Origin of the sequence: Candidatus Spongiihabitans sp., assembly GCF_965247905.1 — a bacterium.
Lineage (GTDB): Bacteria > Pseudomonadota > Gammaproteobacteria > Arenicellales > Poriferihabitantaceae > Spongiihabitans.
Window position 1 is genome coordinate 63,790 of sequence record NZ_OZ252047.1, and the last position, 21,211, is coordinate 85,000.

General features: G+C 51.5%; 21 protein-coding genes and 1 pseudogene. 10 read left to right on the forward strand and 12 right to left on the reverse strand.

What is annotated here, in order from left to right:
* The first annotated feature begins 8 nt into the window (after positions 1-8).
* The 6 genes and pseudogenes from ACP158_RS00390 (at position 9) to ACP158_RS00415 (ending at position 3,927) form a co-directional block, all read left to right on the forward strand.
* On the forward strand, positions 9-854 hold the full coding sequence (locus tag ACP158_RS00390; RefSeq protein ID WP_424947047.1) for a type II restriction endonuclease: 846 nt from the start codon (positions 9-11) through the stop codon (positions 852-854).
* Positions 851-1,753, forward strand: a complete 903-nt coding sequence (locus tag ACP158_RS00395; RefSeq protein ID WP_424947048.1) for a DNA adenine methylase — start codon at positions 851-853, stop codon at positions 1,751-1,753. The genes ACP158_RS00390 and ACP158_RS00395 overlap by 4 nt, the downstream gene beginning before the upstream one ends.
* Before the next feature lie 41 nt (positions 1,754-1,794).
* Positions 1,795-2,029: pseudogene (locus ACP158_RS00400) on the forward strand (integrase core domain-containing protein); the annotation flags it as partial.
* Positions 2,030-2,177: 148 nt separating this feature from the next.
* Complete coding sequence (locus tag ACP158_RS00405) at positions 2,178-2,420, forward strand: type II toxin-antitoxin system Phd/YefM family antitoxin (protein WP_424947049.1); 243 nt, start codon at positions 2,178-2,180, stop codon at positions 2,418-2,420.
* Positions 2,417-2,680, forward strand: coding sequence for a Txe/YoeB family addiction module toxin (locus ACP158_RS00410; protein WP_424947050.1), 264 nt, complete (start codon positions 2,417-2,419; stop codon positions 2,678-2,680). Before ACP158_RS00405 ends, ACP158_RS00410 begins: the two co-directional genes overlap by 4 nt.
* Positions 2,681-2,775: 95 nt before the next feature.
* Entirely contained in the window at positions 2,776-3,927 is a 1,152-nt protein-coding gene (locus tag ACP158_RS00415; RefSeq protein WP_424947051.1) for an iron-containing alcohol dehydrogenase, read from the forward strand.
* Positions 3,928-3,951: 24 nt separating this feature from the next.
* Here the strand turns inward: ACP158_RS00415 and ACP158_RS00420 are convergent, their stop codons facing one another.
* The 5 genes from ACP158_RS00420 to ACP158_RS00440 are packed head-to-tail and all read right to left on the reverse strand — an operon-like array spanning position 3,952 to position 8,607.
* A complete protein-coding gene (locus tag ACP158_RS00420; RefSeq protein WP_424947052.1) occupies positions 3,952-5,115 on the reverse strand; it encodes an MFS transporter in 1,164 nt (387 codons plus the stop codon).
* The gene (locus tag ACP158_RS00425) at positions 5,116-6,024 is read right to left on the reverse strand and encodes a cyanophycin synthetase (RefSeq protein ID WP_424947053.1); all 909 of its coding nucleotides are present in this window, start codon (positions 6,022-6,024) and stop codon (positions 5,116-5,118) included.
* Entirely contained in the window at positions 6,021-6,917 is an 897-nt protein-coding gene (locus ACP158_RS00430; protein ID WP_424947054.1) for a hypothetical protein, read from the reverse strand. The genes ACP158_RS00425 and ACP158_RS00430 overlap by 4 nt, the downstream gene beginning before the upstream one ends.
* A 56-nt stretch (positions 6,918-6,973) precedes the next feature.
* Positions 6,974-8,029 (reverse strand): metallophosphoesterase, encoded by a 1,056-nt coding sequence (locus tag ACP158_RS00435; protein WP_424947055.1) that lies wholly within the window; start codon positions 8,027-8,029, stop codon positions 6,974-6,976.
* A gap of 38 nt (positions 8,030-8,067) precedes the next feature.
* Positions 8,068-8,607 carry a hypothetical protein gene (locus ACP158_RS00440; protein ID WP_424947056.1) on the reverse strand — a complete coding sequence of 180 codons (540 nt, stop codon included), beginning with the start codon at positions 8,605-8,607 and terminating at the stop codon, positions 8,068-8,070.
* Positions 8,608-8,751: 144 nt separating this feature from the next.
* On the opposite strand from ACP158_RS00440, the gene pyk reads away from it, so the two are divergent.
* Together pyk and ACP158_RS00450 are read left to right on the forward strand one after the other, a co-directional pair.
* Positions 8,752-10,176: a pyruvate kinase gene (gene pyk / locus ACP158_RS00445; protein ID WP_424947057.1), complete on the forward strand. Its 1,425-nt coding sequence runs from the start codon at positions 8,752-8,754 to the stop codon at positions 10,174-10,176.
* 178 nt (positions 10,177-10,354) lie between these two features.
* Positions 10,355-11,236: a Swt1 family HEPN domain-containing protein gene (locus tag ACP158_RS00450; RefSeq protein WP_424947058.1), complete on the forward strand. Its 882-nt coding sequence runs from the start codon at positions 10,355-10,357 to the stop codon at positions 11,234-11,236.
* Between the two features lie 423 nt (positions 11,237-11,659).
* Here ACP158_RS00450 and ACP158_RS00455 read toward each other — a convergent pair whose 3' ends face one another.
* On the reverse strand, positions 11,660-11,896 hold the full coding sequence (locus ACP158_RS00455; protein WP_424947059.1) for a hypothetical protein: 237 nt from the start codon (positions 11,894-11,896) through the stop codon (positions 11,660-11,662).
* A gap of 263 nt (positions 11,897-12,159) precedes the next feature.
* A complete protein-coding gene (locus tag ACP158_RS00460; protein ID WP_424947060.1) occupies positions 12,160-13,245 on the reverse strand; it encodes a mechanosensitive ion channel family protein in 1,086 nt (361 codons plus the stop codon).
* 489 nt (positions 13,246-13,734) lie between these two features.
* Here ACP158_RS00460 and ACP158_RS00465 point away from each other — a divergent pair, with 489 nt between their 5' ends.
* Complete coding sequence (locus tag ACP158_RS00465; RefSeq protein ID WP_424947061.1) at positions 13,735-15,804, forward strand: sulfotransferase; 2,070 nt, start codon at positions 13,735-13,737, stop codon at positions 15,802-15,804.
* 79 nt (positions 15,805-15,883) lie between these two features.
* Positions 15,884-16,258 carry a hypothetical protein gene (locus ACP158_RS00470; RefSeq protein ID WP_424947062.1) on the forward strand — a complete coding sequence of 125 codons (375 nt, stop codon included), beginning with the start codon at positions 15,884-15,886 and terminating at the stop codon, positions 16,256-16,258.
* Here the strand turns inward: ACP158_RS00470 and rpsI are convergent.
* From rpsI to ACP158_RS00495, 5 genes are all read right to left on the reverse strand, one after another.
* Positions 16,248-16,646 (reverse strand): 30S ribosomal protein S9, encoded by a 399-nt coding sequence (gene rpsI, locus ACP158_RS00475; RefSeq protein ID WP_424947063.1) that lies wholly within the window; start codon positions 16,644-16,646, stop codon positions 16,248-16,250. The genes ACP158_RS00470 and rpsI overlap by 11 nt on opposite strands.
* A 54-nt stretch (positions 16,647-16,700) precedes the next feature.
* Positions 16,701-17,129 (reverse strand): 50S ribosomal protein L13, encoded by a 429-nt coding sequence (rplM, locus tag ACP158_RS00480; protein WP_424947064.1) that lies wholly within the window; start codon positions 17,127-17,129, stop codon positions 16,701-16,703.
* A 94-nt stretch (positions 17,130-17,223) separates the two neighbouring features.
* Positions 17,224-18,498 carry a glycolate oxidase subunit GlcF gene (glcF, locus tag ACP158_RS00485; RefSeq protein ID WP_424947065.1) on the reverse strand — a complete coding sequence of 425 codons (1,275 nt, stop codon included), beginning with the start codon at positions 18,496-18,498 and terminating at the stop codon, positions 17,224-17,226.
* A 38-nt stretch (positions 18,499-18,536) separates the two neighbouring features.
* Positions 18,537-19,613, reverse strand: a complete 1,077-nt coding sequence (gene glcE / locus ACP158_RS00490; RefSeq protein ID WP_424947066.1) for a glycolate oxidase subunit GlcE — start codon at positions 19,611-19,613, stop codon at positions 18,537-18,539.
* A 16-nt stretch (positions 19,614-19,629) separates the two neighbouring features.
* Positions 19,630-21,093, reverse strand: coding sequence for an FAD-linked oxidase C-terminal domain-containing protein (locus tag ACP158_RS00495; RefSeq protein WP_424948490.1), 1,464 nt, complete (start codon positions 21,091-21,093; stop codon positions 19,630-19,632).
* Between the last annotated feature and the right edge of the window lie 118 nt (positions 21,094-21,211).

Here is a 21,211-nt window from a genome sequence, read left to right on the forward strand (position 1 = left end):
GAAAATAAATGACAATTAGAGAAGAATTTGAAAATCAGATCAAGGAGTTTGTTGACGGGCTACAAAAACACATCAGTACCGATGATGGTCAATGGACTGTCAAAGGATTTATAGATGTGTTTCAGAATATCTATACGATTTCTTCTGATACTAAGATTGTTTCTAAAATTCTTGAAATTCATCTATTTCCAAAAGTCATGGAATTTGCGAAGCAATATGGTTATAAAATTGTCCTTGCTGAACATCAAAACTACTATCCAGATATTTCATTGGTAAAGACTGATGACGAAAATATTAAATTTGCTGTTGATTTCAAAACAACATATAGAGATCCAAAGAAACCATTTATATGCAACGGTTTTACACTTGGATCTCATGGAAAATATTTTGAAGACAGAACAAGCACAAAAAATATTCAATTTCCGTATGGCTCATACACTGGACATTTTTGTTTAGGGATTATTTATAACCGTATTGATGGTTCTACTATTGACGAAACTAGAAGCCATACAATTGGTGAGCTTCATTCTATTGCATCGGTTGTGAGAGATTTTCAATTTTTTGTGGCTGAAAAATGGAGAATCGCTAGTGATAAAAGTGGTAGCGGTAATACTGCAAATATAGGTAGCATCAATAATATCAACGACATAATTAACGAAAATGGTATGTTTTCAAAATTGGGGGAATCGTGGTTTGATGACTATTGGATGAATTACAATAAAATCACTATTCCTGACGGAAAAGGAGGTACTAATAAAATAACCGCACTAAAAGACTTTGTTGAATACCGTAAAGGGGATATTTCACAAATTGTACCAAAACATACCCGAGCACTAAATAAGGGTAAAAAATGAAGGTAAACGTACCACCAATTAAATCACAAGGAATAAAGACAAAACTTGTTCCTTGGATTGATAGTATTGTGCCACATGAATTTAATGGGAAATGGATAGAGCCTTTTATGGGTACTGGGGTTGTTGCTTTCAATCTTGCGCCTAAACATGCTCTTTTATGTGATACCAACCCACACTTAGTTAATTTCTATCAAGCAATTTCTAATAGAGAGATAACACCAGAAATTGTAAAGCAATATTTGGAAAAAGAAGGTTCTAGCTTATTAGAAAAGGGTGAAATCCATTATTATGAAATAAGGGATAGATTCAATGAAAAGCACATGCCTTTAGATTTCCTTTTTCTCAATAGAGCGGGATTTAATGGAATGATTCGGTTTAATCGAAAAGGTGGGTTTAATACTCCTTTTTGCAAAAAGCCACAACGTTTTGCTCAATCTTATGTTACTAAAATTGTAAACCAAGTCTCCCATATTTATCGCTTGTTTCAAGCAAAGGAATTTTCGTTTAAGTGTCAGTCTTTTGAAGAAACGATTACCAGTGGAAATCCAGGGGATATTATTTACTGTGACCCCCCTTATATTGATAGACATGCAAATTATTACAATGGTTGGGATGGTGCGCATGAAAAAACGCTATATAGAGTTCTGTCAAACAGCCCAAGCAAATTTATTCTTTCTACTTGGCATCATAATGACTATAGGAAAAATGAGTACATTGATTCATTGTGGGAAGAATTTAATATCTTAACGCGAGAGCACTTTTATCACGTTGGTGGTAGCGAGAAAAATCGTAATCCTATAGTAGAAGCTATTATAACTAATTACGACATATCAATTTATGAATACAAACAACCAAAAAAACCAGAGCAGTTAATGTTGCTGGAGGTTCAAGCAACATAATGTATAACAATCACATGCACTCTGATGCCAAAAAGCACCACTCGCCCAAAATGAACGCCCATGTCGAACGCTTCAACCGCGCCCTCCAAGAGCAGTTTGTCGATTACCACGAGGATCAACTGTTCCATGACTTGGCCGGCTTTAACCGCAAACTGGCCGCTTGGCTACTCGACTACAACACCGTCCTGCCACATCCATAGCCTCGGCTTGCAATCTCCTGTAAACTTCCTCATTCAATATCAACCCGAGTGCCAAAAGTGGTGGACTTATACATAGTTTGGATTTAATGACACCGATGGCGTATTATCGGCAACTCACCTTGGCGACCTGATTTTGTCTCATAATTCTCATAATGTGGTGAACCCGGACATTTCCTTGCATAAGCGTACGTATTATCATACATTCAGGCAAGGAGATTACAAAAATGACAATTCTTAACGCAACAGAAGCAAGAGCCAAACTGTATAATCTAATTGATGAAACATCAGAAACACACAAGCCTATCGTAATTACAGGAAAGAGGCATAATGCTGTTTTAGTTTCTGAAGAAGATTGGAACTCCATATCAGAAACACTCCATTTATTGTCAATGCCTGGAATGCGTGAATCTATTCTGGCCGGAATGAAAGAACCAGTTTCGGAATGTCATAAGGAGTTGGATTGGTGACTTGGCAAATTGTTTATACCAAACAAGCACAGAAAGATGCCAGGAGGATAGCAGAAGCCGGACTAAAGAAAAAAACACAGAAATTACTTGATATTATAAGAATAAATCCATTTCAAAGTCCTCCGCCATATGAAAAGCTTGTTGGTGATCTTGTTGGGGCATATTCTCGTCGAATCAATATTCAACATCGATTGGTGTATCAAGTGTTTAAGGATGAAAAGGTTGTAAAGGTTCTTCAGCTACGGACACATTATGAATAAAACATAACAATGCAAATCAACACGGACTACCAAAAGCACCGCTCGTCCCTCGCTCTGCTTTTTGCTACCGATGATTTGCGGCATTATCCTCCAATATGAAAGCAAACTGGAACTATCCCACCGCTATGCGCGTCGGCGTTGGCCGTATTGCGGAAATCGCCGAGGTCTGTGCGTTATACAAAATAACCGCGCCGCTATTGGTGACTGATCCGGGGGTGGCGGCGTTGCCGATGGTGCAGAATGTGGTTGATATTTGTACGGAAGCCGGATTAGGCATTCAGGTATTTAGTGATGTCAAATCCAATCCAACCGGCGCGAACGTGGAGCATGGCATTGCGGTTTACAAAAAAGGAAAACACGACGGCGTCATTGCCTTCGGCGGCGGCAGTGCCCTGGACGCGGGCAAGGCGGTCGCCGTTGCCGTGGATCAGCCATGCTCAATGTGGGATTTAGAGGATATCGGCGACAACTGGCGGCGCGCCGACGCCAGCAAAATCCCGCCTATCATTGCCGTCCCGACCACGGCGGGCACCGGCTCTGAAGTGGGCCGCGCCTCGGTTATTGTCAATCAACAGCAACATCGGAAAGTCATCATTTTTCATCCGCGCATGTCCCCGGACTGCGTTATCCTCGATCCCGAACTTACGCTTGGGCTGCCCGCGCAACTCACTGCGGCAACCGGAATGGATGCGTTATCCCACAGCCTGGAAGCGTTTTGCTCGCCGCTTTTTCATCCCATGGCAGAAGGCATTGCCATCGAAGGCATCCGGCTGGTAAAGGAATATTTGCCCACCGCAGTTGCAAACGGCGGTGATATCGCCGCACGAACTCAAATGCTGGTGGCCTCTTCCATGGGCGCCACTGCGTTCCAGAAAGGGCTTGGTGCGATGCACGCCTTGTCGCATCCGCTCGGCGCACTCTATGACGCTCACCATGGAACATTGAATGCGGTTTTAATGCCCTATGTGCTGATGGCAAACCGAGATGCCATCGAGCGGCCGATCACCCGGCTTGGTCGTTACCTCGACATCGGATCTGGTTTTGAGCCTTTTCTTGATTGGGTGCTTGAGTTACGGGAAAGCATCAACATCCCCAATACACTACAGGACATCGGTATCGATGATAACCGACTCGATGAGATCGGGGAAATGGCGGTGGCGGATCCCTCGGCGGCCACCAATCCGATTGACCACGATGCCGACAGTTACGCCAAAATTGCCGCTAACGCAGTGCACGGCAGATTATAAATCCGCTTGTAGGGTGGCGCTGTTTCAGGTGGTGGCGCGCCGCGCGCCATACAGAAAATAGGTCAGGGCAAATACAGCGGCGGTCCAGTAAATCGGCACAAGCAGCGTTTCGCTACCCGGCAATTGATAGGTGGTAAAACCAAATACGCCGAAGACCAGCGCGATGCTGATTTGAGAATAATAGCTTTTCAAAACCAGATAATCGTGCGATAGAGTGAGCTTGGCCAGGTCATAAAATCGTTTATTCATGGCCAGTCGAAAAAATGAAGTGCAAAATGTAATCACCACCAAAAACAGATATAAAATCTCCAGCGAAAGCCGGTCGTGGGCGACTGCTCGCAACACCCAGGACAACACATACAATCCGACCGCTAACGTATATACCCGCTTGCGTCCTAATCGGTCTATGACATTTTTTAACAAGTAGAACAAAACGCCGAAGATTGCCGCCAGGGACAACACCATTACGCCCAGTTTGCTAAAACTTTCCTGCGCTAAAAGAAACAGGGTAATCAACCAAAAGAAACTTTCTGCGTACAAAAAGAATCCGTCCACAACAAAAATAAACTTTGAGTTTTCTTGATCCTTAAAATTAAAGACCTCTTTCAGTTTCAGGCTTTTGTGCAGAGAAAGTGTTTTTGGATAGCGCGGTTTGGTCCGTGTAACGACAAAAAAACCAATCAGCGCGATAACTGCCGATACCCATAACAGGTAAATAAAGTTTGTTTTCTCCAGCAGAAATCCGCCTATTAATATCCCCGCTTGCAACAACACGCCGACAAATATCTGAAAATTTCCGTAACGCCGGCCGGATGATTCAAGGTCAATCAAATCAAAGAACAAAGCGCGTTGAGTGGTCCAGAAAAAACTGTTATAAACGCCATAGGTTACCCCTAAAGTCAACAAAACCGGTCGGTCCATTTCCAGAATATGGACATTAAACAAAAGCAGAATTTCCAGTATCAAGGATATTCCGATCAGTGCCGACAGGTTGATTTTCAGCCGTAGCCGGTCCCATATCCAAAGACCAAGACAAAACCCTAACCCGGCCAGGGAAATAAACAACGATACATCGCCGACGCTAAACCCTTGTTTCCACGCATAGACGGGAATATAGAACGGAAATATGCCGATTAGCAGCGCGTGAACACCTAAATACTGATAGAAGGTTCTACTATTAGGCAGCATTCAAAAGATATCCTTGTCGGAAATGTCCAATTCGTCCAGTTCCGCCAAAGAGGCACTAAAATCTTCGACTTCTCCATATCTCGGATAATAATGCATGTTCAGATAAGGTCTTGAATTCACTTCGATAAAAATACATTTTTGTCGTTTATGGCTGGTCTCGATGCCTTGTTCGAAAATAACATCAATGCCCAGCACATTGGCGCCAAACATTTTCACCACCGCCATGAACAGCGTTTTATTGTCTTCGGCAATGGTGTTTTGATCAATGGTTTCAACCACCCCGCCGGGCGCTAGCGCGACGCGATGGAACAGCTCCACCTGTTTTCCCTGCGCCGGAACGGAATCCAGAGTCAGCGCTTGTTTTTTCAGATGCTTGATCACCGACGCGCTTTTTGCAATCGGGAAAATTGTTGGGTGCAGTTCCATTTTTGCCCGCATCTTATTTTCATCATCAATCAGCGTGGCGATTGAATCCTTGCCATTGCCGGTGACAAAGGGCGGATAACGACGGATTACCGACACCAATCCATGATCGGTGGCTAACACCCGGTAATTTGCGCCTTTTAAATATTGTTCAATAACCGTAACCGGCCACCATGCCTTCGCCCAAAAAATCGCTTTGCACAATTCGCCATGGCGGTCGATCGGAAAATAACTGCCGCGCGAATAGCCGCTGACATTGGGCTTGACCACCACCGGAAAACCGTGTTGCTTGGCGAATTGATAGGCGCGCCAGGGCCAGAAAAAAACCAGTCCGCGGGCATGCGGCACCCCGTTTTTGGCGAATGTCGCCCGACTCTGCGCTTTCGAGCGGCAGCCGCGTCTGCTCTGCAAGGAATTATAGTTGCTGCAGCCGTGCATATAACGCGCGCTAATCCAGGCGTAAATTAGCGCCTTTAATCGCCTCATAGTCGTTCTCGCATCCAATTCAACAACGGGTTTTGGCGGTTGTATAGCATAATTTTTGTGAACACCGGTTTTTCTGGCAGGCTCTGGTCTCGATATTTCGTGATTCTCGCCAGGGCTGACATGTAACGCCGAATCATTTGCCATCGTTCGCGATTGCTGTATTTTGGGTCAAGCATGTTAATCGGCATCGGCGCAAACAAGTTCACTTCAATCACATGAAATTTGCCGGCCAGCATTTGCTCGATGGAATCGGCCCGCAGGCTTGCCCGGGAAATGCCGAAGCGCCCAATTTGCCCGAGCAGTTTCCAGAGCGCTTGCTTCTGCGGTTCTGAAAAGTTGTCGGTGATTTCACGGTAGGCCGTGTCTGGATTGTATATGCTGTTAACCGGATTGACTTCGCGGGCATTGATGACTTCGGTGATGGTCAATTCGGCGTAACGATTTTTGTCCGCATGGTGCAATATGGAAAATATTTCAAACTCGCGTTGTTCCGCGGCGCCCGGCTGGATTAACCATCGGACCTGAGCGTTGCCGCGAGTTTTGCCACGATTTTTTGTGGCGCAGGCAGTTTGCCGAATCTTCGCCAGCGCCGCGGCGTCGTCCGCCCTGAATACGCCGCGGGCGTTCTGCCCCCACTCCGGCTTGACAAATACCGGGTAGCGTTCGGGTTGGCAAGCGCCGTCATCATGTTGCCGCTGTAAATGGTCCTGATGCAAATAGTTATGCCGCAACCGCCATTTTTGCGGAATCAGCCGATCCATTTCCTTTTTGGAAAAAATGCCATGTTTCGCATTAAAGCAGGGCGAATTCAACTGAAAGTATTTACAGGGCTTGGTGCGAATTCTGATGCAATTTAGAATATAAGCGGCCACCTGCAGGGCGGTGATTTTCATAGGCTGCCAAGCGCGCCGGTCTGACGCTGGTTACGCAAGTTGATTCGGGCTTGAGGTCACGCTGGTTTTATCTCGAACACGGTAATTTCATTTAACGATCCCAAGCGCATGCATGGCCCCCAGGTTCCGCTGCCGGCAGAAACATAGAGATGAGAATCCCCCTGCCGATACAGGCCTGTGATCCGATTGTACTGTTGTTTAACCATAAGATTAAACGGAAATATCTGGCCGTTGTGGGTATGCCCGGATAACATCAAGTCAATGCCGTGCTCAATCGCCGACTCCCATCCGAGCGGGCGATGGTACAACAGGATGCTGAATTTATCCGGATCCTTGTCAATGCTCGGCAGGTGCTGCGCCACCTGATCTTTATGGTCGGCGTCATCAATGCCCAAAAACACCAACTGTTCGCGCACCGCCGATTCCTGCCTGAGCGTTATCATCCCGAGCCGCTCGGCCAGGGCAATGATTTTCGGCAGACCGACATAACGCTCGTGATTGCCGATGACAAAAAATGTCGGCGCATTGATGTGCTTGATCGACTCAAGCGCATCATAGTCCACGGTGCTGCTGTCTATCAGGTCGCCAGTCACCACCACATAATCCGCGTCCAGGGCGTTTAGCCGCGCCACGATTCTGCGCATGAAACCGCCCTGGCGCGAGCCGATGTGGACGTCGCTGATTTGCGCCACGCGGTAACTGCGGCTGACCTTGCGGCTGAATATTTGCAGTCGCTTTACCGACAGATGATGCGCCAGCAAGATGGAAAACAAGACGACCAGCGCGCCAGCCACGAGCACGCCCTGCGCAACCAGCGCATCCGCTAGCGGCAGAATCAGCCTGAGCCCTTCGGCTAACAACGTCAGCACGGCGAACACAAAGCTGATGCCCATCCAGTGCACTACCGGATATCGAATTTTCATTTTCGGGCCGTGAAACGAATACAGCATGGCGGCCACGCTGAACGCCCAGATTAACAGGGCATGATAAAGGTTGAGGCCGGGTCCTGCGCCATACCAATGGCTGAGCCGAATGACCGGATAGGCAAACACGAACAAGCACGCCGGCAGCAAGAAGATATAAAATCGCAACATGATATACAACCGCGACATGATATAAAAAAGCGACCGGGCTTTCGAAATATGCGCAGTCACCTGCCGCGTTGGGTCGGATGAAGCAATTCGGATATTTTGGGCTGCAGAAACCACACGCCAACAAACCCGAACCAAAATCCCATGAACGCCAGGTAATAATCGATAAAGGCGGATTGTTCGTTGTTTCGCAGTGTGGTAAATTGCTTGGCGGTGTACCAGATGCAATAACCGAAAGCGAACAGCGCGGCGAAATGAATCAACATCAACCCCTGCGGCGGCTGCTGTATTTCCCCGCGAGACATCGGCGCTAACCCCCAAAATACCATGATCGGCAAATAGATAAATGGAACGATAGTTGCCAATTGAAAATATAACAACGGAATTTTGAACTGCGCAGCGAGTTTATCGTTGGCGGCGCTGCCGACGCTGTATAGCCAGCCCAGCGTCACCAGCATGAAGTACAGCAGTAAAAACCCCCAGTCCATCGGGTTATGGCCAAACCCGGTGAGTTTATACACCGCATAGGGCGTGACCATCAGCAAGCACAATTGCCAATGCCTGGCTTGCAAAAAATAGGTTTTAATCATGATATTCATTTTCTATGGCTGCGCTAAATGTAGACCAAGCGCGCCCATAAAACCAGACCAAAATGGCGATTCGGTCAGTGATTAGACTATAATCGCGAGTGATAATGCCCTAGTGATAATACTGGAGAAATCAAACTGAAGACAACACCGAAATTGCGCAAAACCAAGGTCATCGCCACTATCGGCCCGGCCTGCGATAACGTCGATACCCTAAAGGCGATGATTGGCGCGGGCATGAATGTCGCTCGCTTGAACATGTCGCATGGCGATGTCAAAGCGCACACCGCAACCCTGCAACGGGTGCGTCAGGCGGCGCATGAGGCGGAGCGCGTCATCGCCATCATGGTCGACACCCGCGGTCGCGAAATCCGCACCGGCACCTTGAAATCCGCCTTAAAATCGGACGGCGTGCTGCTGCAGCGCAATCAGAAATTTTCGCTTTATGCGGATGGCCGAAAAGGGGATGAGCGCGGCGTTTCGGTTTCTTATGCAAACTTATATCGCCATACCAAGCCGGATGATCGAATTCTGGTGAACGATGGTCAAATTGAGCTTATCGTGACCAAAGTAGCGGGCTCAATCATTGAATGTCGGGTTGAATGCGGCGGCGTTCTGCGCAACACCAAAGGCGTTAATCTGCCCGACAATAAAACGGCGTTCGACGATATCCCTTCCAATGACGCCCGGGAAATTGATTTTGCAGTGTCCAACGAAGTGCAATACATCGCCGCCTCTTTTATTCGCAATGCCAGCGAAGTGGTGGCGTTACGCGACCAAATAAAAAGCCGCGGCGCGGACATTCCCATCATCGCGAAAATCGAAAACCGCGAGGGCGTGGAAAACTTAACCGCCATCATCGACGCCGCCAACGGCATCATGGTGGCGCGCGGCGACCTCGGCGTGGAACTGGAAATGGGGCAAGGCCCTACCATTCAAAAGCAAATCATCCGCGCCACGGTCTCGCAGGGCAAACCGGTCATTACCGCCACGCAAATGCTGGACTCCATGGAGCGCAATCCCAGACCGACCCGCGCCGAGGTCAGCGACGTTGCCAATGCGATTTTTGACGGCACTTCCGCGGTCATGCTATCGGGAGAAACCGCGGTCGGCCGCCGGCCGGTGGAGACGGTGCAGACCATGGTGCGGCTGGCCATGGAAGCCGAAGCCGGGCTGCGCCAGTATGGCTATCTGCAGCAAATCGAACCCAACCCGTCCAATGAAGTCACCGAGGCGGTCGCCCAGGCGTCGATAGCCATGGCCAATCATTTGAACGCGGCGGCGATCATCGCCTTGACCGAAACCGGATTCACGTCGCGGCTTATTTCCAAATATCGCCCATACTGTCCGATTCTCGCGATCACCACTTCCAAGCCAGTGGTCGCCCAACTGTCGATGAACTGGGGGGTATTGGCGATGCACTATGACGGCGATGGCTCGGACGAGGAAAAGATCACGTTCGCGATATCCAAAGCCAAGGCGCTCGGCTATGTCAAGGACAACGACGTGCTGATCCTGACCGCCGGCAACTCGCGGCAGGCCGGCAGCACCGACTTGATCAGAGTGCTGTCGGTGAAATGACTTGGCGGTGACGGTCACGCTGGCGGCGGCTAAACTGAAGCCGCAGCACATCGCCGCCAAGCGTCGAGGAATAATTATAGGTGGCGAGTAAGGCGGAAGATATGATTACGTGGTGGAGTACGGTCACCCGATATTTTGATGCCTGATACGATGGCACAAATCAACAATATATCAAAACTTGTTTAAACCTATGGCATACGACAAAGCCTATTATAGAAACCTGATTGACGCGTTTCGACCTGATCAACCAAAAGCCGTGGTGATTGCTGAATCGCCGCCAGCAAGCGGAAAGTTTTTCTATGACTCGCAAGGGGCGGCGGATGAGACATTGTTTGCAACATTGATGCGAGCATTTATGCGGCGCGAATATGACACCAAGCAAGCGGGACTTTGGGATTTTCAGCAGGCCGGTTATTTATTGCTTGATGCGACCTATACGCCGGTCAATCAGCTGCCACCCGAGAGGAAAGACGAAATCATAATTCGCGACCTCCCCCTGTTGCTATCTGACTTTGAATATTATGGCGTGAGTAAAGAAACGCCGATTATTTTGATGAAGAAAGGCACTGTTTGTAGATTGCTAGAGCCGAAGTTGAAAAACAATGGTTATAACATCGTAGGCTGCGTTGGTTTCCCACGGTATAAAACTGAACCTTATTACCATAAGGTTGAGAAAGAAATACAGGCAATTCGTAAACGAGAAAATTTATTGCCCACAAGGAACAAGGAATTAGAAAACGAGGTTCGTCAGTTTCTGGATGATGCCAATCCTGTTATTGCAAAATTTTTAAGTGAAGCCTTGCCGGAAATCGAAAAGGATTGGTGGCAAAAATGCGTGCTTGAAAGTGTGAGCGCGGATGCAACAAGAAACATTAAAGATGGCGGGCATACCACTCTTGAAGATCTGGATTTGAGCGCGTTACTACAAGTGTTATTGCATAACTGGAAACGCATCGCCAGAAAAAGAAGTCTGCATCGCCAAGATCAAGGCTATATTGAAGTCCTTAAAGGTGTCAGAAACCGTTGGTCGCATTTGTCCAGCATAGGGACCGAAATATGAAAACATAAACCCCGATTTATACGCGCTGAGACAAGTATTAAAGATGGTGGGTGCGCATCCTGCGTTGCTCTCAAAAATAGTCAACTGCAAAAACAAATTCGAGTATGACAATTTTTAAATCGCGTTGTCTTAACGCCGCTGCTTGACCGGTATACCGTCATCGTCACCACCGCCACACCGTCGCCGCGCTCGCCATGCCATTTCGCCGTTTTTGCCATGGCTGGCAGGGCAGATTTTTGTTCCAGACAAAATCTGCCCTTCCGCCGTTCCTGGCGGTCGTATGCCGCGGGCGCATGGATGCGCAGGAGCGACCACCACAGGTGAAGACACATTAAATATGTGACGACGGCGACATTATGGTTTTGTGTCCCGCTACGCGGGACGAATGTTTTACTGGATTCCAACTTTCGTTGGAATGACGGGCTAGGGGGCGACGGCGGTGGCGATGAAAGTGGCGACGGTCACTGTGACCGCGAAATTGAGCGCAGGATTTTCGGCGTTAGGCGCGGCGCACCACAACAAGTGCAGATTTTTGCGCGTATCGTCCTTGATACGCGCTCCTGCGGGGCTTGCGCGAAAAATCGCTCCTGGCGATTTTTTGTTCCAGACAATATTGCCACGGATGGCATGGTCGATACTCGTTCCATACGGTATCGACACTTCCGCCATCCCTGGCGGTCGTATGCCGCGGGCGCGGGACGTGCAGGAGCGACCACCACATGGTGAAAACACAAATATGTGACGACGGCGACATTATGGTTTTGTGTCCCGCTACGCGGGACGAATAAATGACTGGATTCCAACTTTCGTTGGAATGACGGGCTAGGGGCGGCGGTGGCGGTCACGGTGACCGCGAAGCAGTCGTGTCACGGGGAAAAAGCAAGCGTCGTCGCGCCGCCGCCACACCGCCGGCGCCGCCACCGTCACGCCGGCGCGCCGTCATCGCTTTGCAAATGCACCGTGGTGGTTGGGAACGCGCATTCGGCGTTATTGTCCTCGATGATTTTGAGAATATGCAACAGGATTTCCTGTTTTATTCGGTAAAATTCCACGCCGGTTTGCGTCTTGGTGAAGCAATACACAAAGAAGTCCAATGACGACGCTGCGAAAGTGGTGAAATTCACCATAATGGTTCGCTCCTGGTCTATCTCGGCATGGGCTTTCAAATACGCGGTGACCTGAGCGACGATGTTTTCCATGGTGCCCGCGTCTTCATAACGGATGCCGATGGTTTCATAGATTCGGCGGTTGGACATGCGCGATGGGTTTTCGATGGCAATGGTGGCGAACACCGAGTTGGGGACATACAGCGGGCGGCTATCGAATTTTCTGATGCGGGTCACGCGCCAGCCGATCTGCTCGACGCTGCCCTCTATATCCCGGTCCGGGGAGCTAATCCACTCGCCTTCCGAGAACGGTCGGTCCAGATAAATAATAAACCCGCCAAAAAAATTCGAGAGCAGGTCTTTTGCGGCAAAGCCAATGGCAATGCCGCCGACGCCGCCGAATGTGAGCACGCCGGCGATACTGAAACCCAGCGTTTGCATGGCCACCAGAAATGCGACTATGACTACAATTAGCCGCGAGACCTTGCCGATAACATCCACCGCCGCTTTGTCGATATGCTCCCCGGCTGCTGTTTTCTTGGCAATGACATTGCTTTGCGCGCGCTTGATGAAACGAATCAGAAACCAGGCAATCGCGACAATGATGCCCAGATCCCGAGCCGGGCTGATCATTTTCGCGAAGGCTGCATCCACGTTAACCAGCGCCAGATCCACGGCAATACTCAGCCCCACCACCCACAGCAAAACGCGCAGCGGCGCGCCCAGCGATTGCGCGAAGGCATCGTCCCACAAGGTCGCCGAACGACGGGAATACTGCGTCAGCCTCGAAACCACAACCCGGCTCAGCAAACTGGCCATCAAGGTGGCGAGCAATACGAGAAGGGCATATACCTGGCCGATGTTGTCGCCAAAGGATGAAATAAATTGGTCGAGTAGATTCATTGCGGTCTGTCAATTCATGCGCGGGTTCAGTGCCTATGGTTTTGATGCCATGTCGGCCATCGTTGTGTTGTCAACACCGACAACTATCCCGCTAATGATACCATGACTCGCTGATGTGAAATACCCGCTGTCCGGGTTCACCGCATATTAGACAAAATCAGGTGGCCGGAAGTGAGGCTTCAGCCTCGCTAAGCCATTGCAGATTGCGGGACTGCGGTCATATGATTGGATACGCAGGCTTTATTTTTATCCTCTTATTCGTCTCATTTGTGTCTGAGCCCGGACACCTGCTACATTAATAATGCCGCCATTATAAAGGCACCGCGCGTGTCTCACTGGATGATCGGGTCAAGCCCGACAATGACGGGAAAAGAACCGCCAAAACCCGTCCCTGCAACGCGGCGGCGACCATGACTAACGATGTCTGCTAAAATCCGCTATCGGTTTTATCGTCTTTCCCATCAAAAAATTTCAAACGGTTGACTTTGCATGAGCAAGAATCGCTCGGCTGAAAAAACAAAACGGCTATTTGCCAACGCGGTTGAAAAACTGCAGCGCGGCGATGCCGCGGGCGCGGTCAGGAGTTTCGAAAAACTGGTCAAGGCGATTCCCGACAGCGCCGTGGCTTGGTATAACCTGGGGCTGAGTTGCCAACATTCGGGCCGCCATTCATCAGCCGCGGGCGCGTATTTGCGGGCGATTCGCCTGCAGCCCGACAACGCCGACGCCGTGGTCAATCTCGGCTTGTCGCAAAAGGCGATGGAGCAAGCGGACGCGGCTATGCAAAGCGCCGAAGCCGCGCTCAGGATCGCGCCCGACCATGCGCGCGCGCTGAACCTCGCGGGCACGCTTCACGCCGAGAAAAATGAGCATGAAGCGGCCGGCGACGCGTTCCGCCGCGCCCTGAAAATCGAGCCGGACAACGGCGATGCGCGGCATAATCTGGCCAATTCCATGATGCAATGCGGCGACGCGCAAGCTGCCCTGGAGATCGCCCGGCCGTTGCTGGAACAGGGCAGTCCGCAAAAGCGTGATCGCTTGCTGCAGGGACAAATTTTGCTGGATCTCAAACGCTATGGCGAGGCCGCCGAGGCGGTGAGCGCGCTGAAAGCGGCATTCGGCAAAGACCACGAGGTGATGCTGCTGGAGATGTCGCTCAACGAGATGGTCAAGGATTACTTCGGCGTGATCGAGGTCGCCCGCGAGTTGCTGGCGATGACGCCAGCCAAAACGATGACTAAGACGGCCGCCAAAACGATAGCCAAGACGATCGACACGGCGCGCGTGTGGAACGCATTAGGCAGCGCGTATTTTCAACTTGACAGCGTTGGCAAGGCCGCGGACTGCTACCAAAAAGCCATCCGCCTCGCCCCCGACCATGCCGAATACCAGAACAATCGCGGACTGGCGCATTCCTCCCGCGGCGAAAAATCGTCCGCCGAACGATGCTACCGCCGCGCCATAGCATTGAATCCAGGTTACGCCGAAACCTACCGCAACTTGGTGGCGATGAAAAAGTTTTCATCCCTGGACGACCGCGACGCGCAAGCCATAGAACGCCAGTGGCAAGCCGATGATTTAGATGACTTCACCCGCACCAAACTCGCGTTCGCGCTGGGCAAGGTGTATGACGATGTCGGCGAATACGCGCGCGCGTTCGCCACCTACGCGGTTGGCAACCGGTTGAAATTCGCCGAGTCGCGCCTTGACTTCGACCGCTATTTCGCGCACATCGACGGCGTGCCGGAAGTCTTCACCGAGCGGCCAGCGCGCGTCAGCGAAGCCGCCTTTGAGCACAATCCCATATTTATTCTCGGCATGCCGCGCAGCGGCACCACGCTGGTCGAGCAGATTATATCCCGCCATCCGCAGGTAAGCGGCTGCGGCGAGTTGCCGTGCATCGAGAAAACCATCGCCCGCCTGGAAAAGCGCGCCGAGCCGATGCGCGTCTATCCGCGCGATTTCCTGCAAGTCGATGGCGCGGCGCTGGGCGCGGAAGCGCAGCACTATCTTTCCTGGGTGTTGCGTTTGCACGACCTGCGTACGCCCTTTTTCACCGACAAGATGCCGTTTAACTTCGTCCATCTGTGGTTGATTAAGGCGCTGTTTCCCGATGCCGCCATCGTCCATTGCCACCGCCATCCGCTGGATGTGATCACCTCCAACTACTTTCAGTTATACGCCTCCGACATCAGTTTTGTGTATGACCTGAAAGTGCTGGCGCGCTATTATGTGCGCTATCACCGCTTGATGCGCCACTGGCGCCGGGTGTTCGCCGATGACATTCACACCGTTCAATACGAGACCCTGGTCGGCGACCAGGAAGCCGAAACCCGCAAGCTGATTGCGGCGGTCAAGTTGCCGTGGGATGCGGCTTGCCTTGATCTACAAGCCTCCGACACCGCGGTGCGCACCGCCAGCATCTGGCAAGTCCGGCAAGGCATCTACACCACCTCGCGCGAGCGCTGGCGCAACTATGCAGCCGAACTCGCCCCGGCCATCGAAGTATTGCAGGACGAAGGGGTGTTGGATGGAAAGTGCGGCGAGGCCACCGCATGATGTCAATCGGGCGACAAGCGGATATCCGCGCTCCCGCCACGGCAATGATCCGCCACGCTAACGTGCGGCGAATGGGTGGTTGCCGACCGCCAAGGACGGCGGAAGTGCAGATTTTGTCGGGAACAATTATTTGCCGACCGCCAAGGACGGCGGAAGTGCAGATTTTGCCGGGAACAATTATTTGCCGACCGCCAAGGACGGCGGAAGTGCAGATTTTGCCGGGAGCAATTATTTGCCGACCGCCAAGGACGGCGGAAGTGCAGATTTTGCCGGGAGCAAAAATCTGCCAACGCCACAAAGTCCAGAGCGAGTGCCGACCTCACAGCCGGGTAATGTAGCGGCTTGCGCCGCGAATGTTTCACTGGATTATCGGGTCAAGCCCGATAATGACGACGGAGTGAGAAGAGAAGCGGCGCCTGGCAAACAACCTGGCAATGCGGCGATTATCGTTTAGAGTATTGCGGCCGTTTTCGGGCTTTATGCAAACCGAATTTTTTGCGCTCCACTTCCCTGGAGTCGCGGGTCACGAATCCCGCTTGTCGCAGGCAACCGCGCAGTTCTTCATCGTAATTCAACAGCGCGCGGGTTATACCGAGTCTAATTGCGCCAGCCTGGCCGCTGTTTCCGCCGCCATTTACGTTTACCTTGATATCCACTTTGTCTGACATTTCCACGAGTTCCAGTGGTTGGCGCACAATCATGCGCGCGGTTTCACGACCAAAATAGTATTCAATCGGTTTTTTGTTAATCAGGATGCTGCCTTTGCCGAGTTGCAGGCGAACCCTGGCGGTGGATGACTTGCGACGGCCTGTGCCTTGGTAAGTTTTTTGTGTTTGCGCCATGTTCAATCAAGTGTATTGGGAAGAGTGTATTGGGAAGAGTGTATTGGGCTTAAATTAAATTTCCAGAACTTTGGGTTGCTGGGCCTGGTGATCATGTTGATCGCCCGCGTACACCTTTAACTTGGAAAACATCGCTCGGCCCAACTTGTTGCGCGGCAACATGCCCTTGACCGCGGTTTCAATCACCCGGGCCGGATGTTTTTCGATCATCTCCTTGAACGAGGTTTCCTTGATGCCGCCGGGATAGCCACTGTGGCGATAATATTTTTTAGCGTTAGCCTTATTGCCAGTCAGCGCGACTTTCTCGGCATTGACGACCACGATATAGTCGCCGGTATCCACATGCGGCGTGAATTCCGGTTTGTGTTTTCCTCTAAGCCGATGGGCGATTTCAGCCGCCAATCGGCCAAGAACCTTGTTATTGGCATCGACCACAAACCAATCGCGCTTGACTTTATCAGGATTGGCGGAAAATGTTTTCATTGCTGTGATTGATTGGGCGCAAGGGCGAAATGGAAGCGCATGATAGCGAAGCCGCAGGCGCGATGCAAGCGATTTTTATGCCGACGGGCATGAACTATAGCAGCAACTCCACCCAATGCTGGACCCTGGTGTGGCCATTCATATTCAGATGAACTTGGCAGCCCACATTGGCGGTGCACACGATGTCCGGATTATCGTTATACAATGCGCGCAGTTTGGCTTGACGTAATTGGCTGGAAATTTCCGGCTGAAAAATGGAATAGGTCCCGGCAGAACCACAACATAAATGCGCGTCTTTGACGTTGCACAATGAGTAACCCACCCGTTGCAAAATTTTTTCCACGGTGCCGCTGATTTTTTGGCCCCGCTGTAATAGACCGTGTTGCAAGGTGCAGGGAGCATGGAACGCCACTTTTTGCGAACTGTCCTGCACGCGAAACGCCGGGGCAATTTCTTGGTCCATGCCGTTGCTCATCTCGTTGTCGATGACCTCACAAAGGTCAACCGTTTTCGCGGAAATAGCCTTGGCCTTTTCCAGATAATCGGGTTCGTCCTGGAACAGGTGCGGATACGCCATGATGGTCACGCCGCAGCCACTGGCGGTCATGACAAACCTTTCGACCCCTTGCGCAAGGTAAGGCCACCATTTGTCGATTAGCGCTTCGGCACACTTTTTGGCTCGGTTTTCATTGGTGGTATGCAAATCCAGCGCGCCACAACATCCGGCTCCGGCTGCTTCAATAAGGGTAATGCCAAGTTTGTCCAACACCACCGCTGCGGCCAAATTGGTCATTGGCGATAACGACCCCTGGACGCAACCGGCCAACGCCACCATGGTGCGGCCATGCCGCGGCGCGGGCCAAGCGGGCCGGTGGGTCGCGCGCGATGGCGTGGATGAAATCGGCGCCGCCGCGGGCACTTTGGATTTTAGCGCGGCCGGCAAAATCGGCCGCATCGCCCTGCCAAAACGCAGCAACAGGTCGAAAACCTTGGCGTTTCCAACCACTTTCGCAACCACAATCCGCCTGAGTTGATCGACTAAACTCCGCTGATTGGCCGTGTGCAAGGCAGCGCGCCCAATGGCCAGCAACTTTCCGTACTCCACGCCCGACGGGCAGGTGGTCTCGCAGGCGCGGCAGGTCAGGCAACGATCGAGGTGCAAGGTCATTTGATCATTGGCGGGCTCTCCTTCAAGCAATTGCTTGATCAGATAGATTCGTCCGCGTGGGCCATCGAGCTCGTCGCCCAGCAACTGATAGGTGGGACAGGTCGCATTGCAAAAACCGCAATGCACGCATTTGCGAATAATCGCTTCGGCTTCCTTGCCTTTGGCGGTCTCAGCAAATTCAGGTGCCAGGGAAGTTTGCATGGGAAATTTACATGAGAAATTTACATGACGCGCGCTAATCAAAGGGCGCGATACATTCTGCCGGGATTCAAAATTCCATCCGGGTCGAATTGGGTTTTTAAGCGTTGATGAAGTTTCAAAATCATGTCGGGCAGCGGCGCGAACACCTCGTTTGTTCGATCGCCGTTACGAAAGCGGGTAACATGACCTTGTGCGGATTTCACCGCATCCTCAAATTCCCGCACGTGGTGACTATCACGCTCAGCGCATGAATACCAACGCAATCCTCCGCCCCAATCGATGAGTTGGGGTTTATTCCGGCAAAACATTTTTGTGGCGGGCGCGACCGAGCCCCTGAGCAACGGTGACCGGTCGGCGAAAAACTCATGAGTCTGTTCCCGAATCCCGGCCCAGAACGCCGCGCCGTCGGCATCCACTTCGCCTCCTATATTGTCCGCCGCCGTCGCCACCCCTACTTGACTGCCGGACAGACGAATGCGCGTTTCGCCGTCAAGCCAGGCCGCGGCGGACAGGGGTAGCGGCTTGCTCGCCAACTCGTTCATGAACACGATCGCCGCATCAGCATCGGCATGGCGCAGCACCAGGGTTAATTCTGTTGCCGGTTTTGGCACCGCTTTCAACGAAATCTCCAGCAACACGCCCAAGCAGCCCAGAGAGCCGGTCAGCAATCTCGACACATCAAACCCGGCAACATTCTTGATTACCTGGCCGCCGAATCGCAGCACTTCGCCGCGACCGCTTAGCACCTTAACGCCAAGCACGAAATGATTCACCGGGCCGGAAAAAGGCCGGCTTGGTCCGGATAAACCACTGGCAATGGCGCCGCCCAAGGTTGCGGAATCTGAAAACAGCGGGGGTTCAAAGCCCAGCATTTGGTTGTTTTTTCCAAGCAATTCCATGATTTCCCGCAGCGGCGTGCCGGCGCGGGCGGTGATGACCAACTCGGTCGGGTGATAATCGATAACGCCCGAATGTTGGGCCACGCTGATTGGCTGGCCGATGATTTCACGGCCGTAGAATGTCTTGCTGTTTCCGCCACAAATCGCCAATGGCGTTGATGATTGCCTTGCGGCAAGCACGCGCTGTTGCAACTGCTCCCCTATGTTCATGGACATGGGTCGTGCGGCGGCATTAGAAACGCTCCAAGTGCGCAAACGGCAGTTGGCCGTGGTGGACGTGCATGGCGTTGTGTTCGGCGCATCGAGCCAGGCTGGGAATCGCTTTGCCAGGATTGAGCAGGGATTTGGGATCGAAACAGCGCCGAATTCGATGAAACTGCTCGCGCTCCTGGTCGGAAAACTGAATGCACATCTCGCCGATTTTTTCCACCCCCACGCCGTGTTCGCCGGTAATGGTGCCGCCCACATCAATACAAAGTTGTAATATCTTGCTGCCTAATGCCTCAGTCTTATCAAGTTCTCCCGGAATATTGGCATCGTACAAAATTAACGGATGCAGATTGCCGTCGCCGGCGTGAAACACATTGGCGACGCGCAACTGATACTGTTCAGAAAGGTTGTTTATTTCGGTTAATACATGGCCCAATGATCGTCGTGGAATGGTGCCGTCGATGCAGTAGTAGTCTGGAGATATTCTGCCCATCGCCGCGAAAGCGGCTTTTCTGCCCGACCAAAACAGCGCTCTTTCCGGCTCATCTTTCGCCACTCGAGTATCGATTGCGCCGTTATCCCGAAACAGCGTTTCAACCTGTCGGATTTGCTCATCCACTTCTGGCTCAGTCCCGTCCAACTCGCATAACAACATGGCCTTGGCTTCCACCGGATAGCCCGCGCCGACAAAATCCTCGGCCGCGCGGATCGCCAGGTTATCCATCATTTCAATGCCTGCGGGAATAATGCCGTTGCCGACAATGCCGGCCACGCTATCGCCGGCGTTTTTTACCGAATCGAAAACACCCATGATTACTTTCGCGCATTGGGGAATAGGCAATAGTCTGACCGTGACCTCGACCACGATTCCCAGCATCCCCTCGGAGCCGACCATCAGCGACAGCAAGTCAAATCCGGGACAGTCCATGCAACCTGTGCCATCGCCGCCGATATCGACCAATTCCCCTTCCATGGTCGCCACTTTCACGCCCACGACATTATGCAAGGTCAGACCATATTTCAGGCAATGCACGCCGCCGGCATTCTCCGCCACATTGCCGCCGATGGTACAGGCAATCTGCGACGATGGGTCGGGCGCATAATACAAGCCCAGGCTCTCGACCGCTTCAGAAATGGCCAGGTTGCGGACGCCGGGCTGCAGCGTGGCCATGCGGTTCAGCGCATCCACCGACATTATTTTATTCATCTTGGCTAGGCTAACAACAATGCCGTCCTTATGCGGCAATGCGCCGCCGGATAAACCGGTGCCGGCGCCACGGCTAACCACAGGAATGGCATGTTGCTGGCAAATCGCCAGCACGCCTTGAACCTGAGCAATGGATTGCGGCAACACCACCAGCCGAGGCGGTTGGCGATAAGCGCTCAATCCATCGCTTTCATAGACTCGGAGCGAGGTTTTTTCGGAAATAATCGATTGGGCGGCAACGGCTGGTCGAAATAACTGCACTAACTGGTCAGTATTCATCATCTGCATTATCCTTGATTTGGCGGATTCTGTAACCTATTGTTTCGCTTCAAGCCCGGCATTGGAGTAAGATTATGGAGTAAGATTATGGAGTAAAATTATGGATCGCGGATTCAAT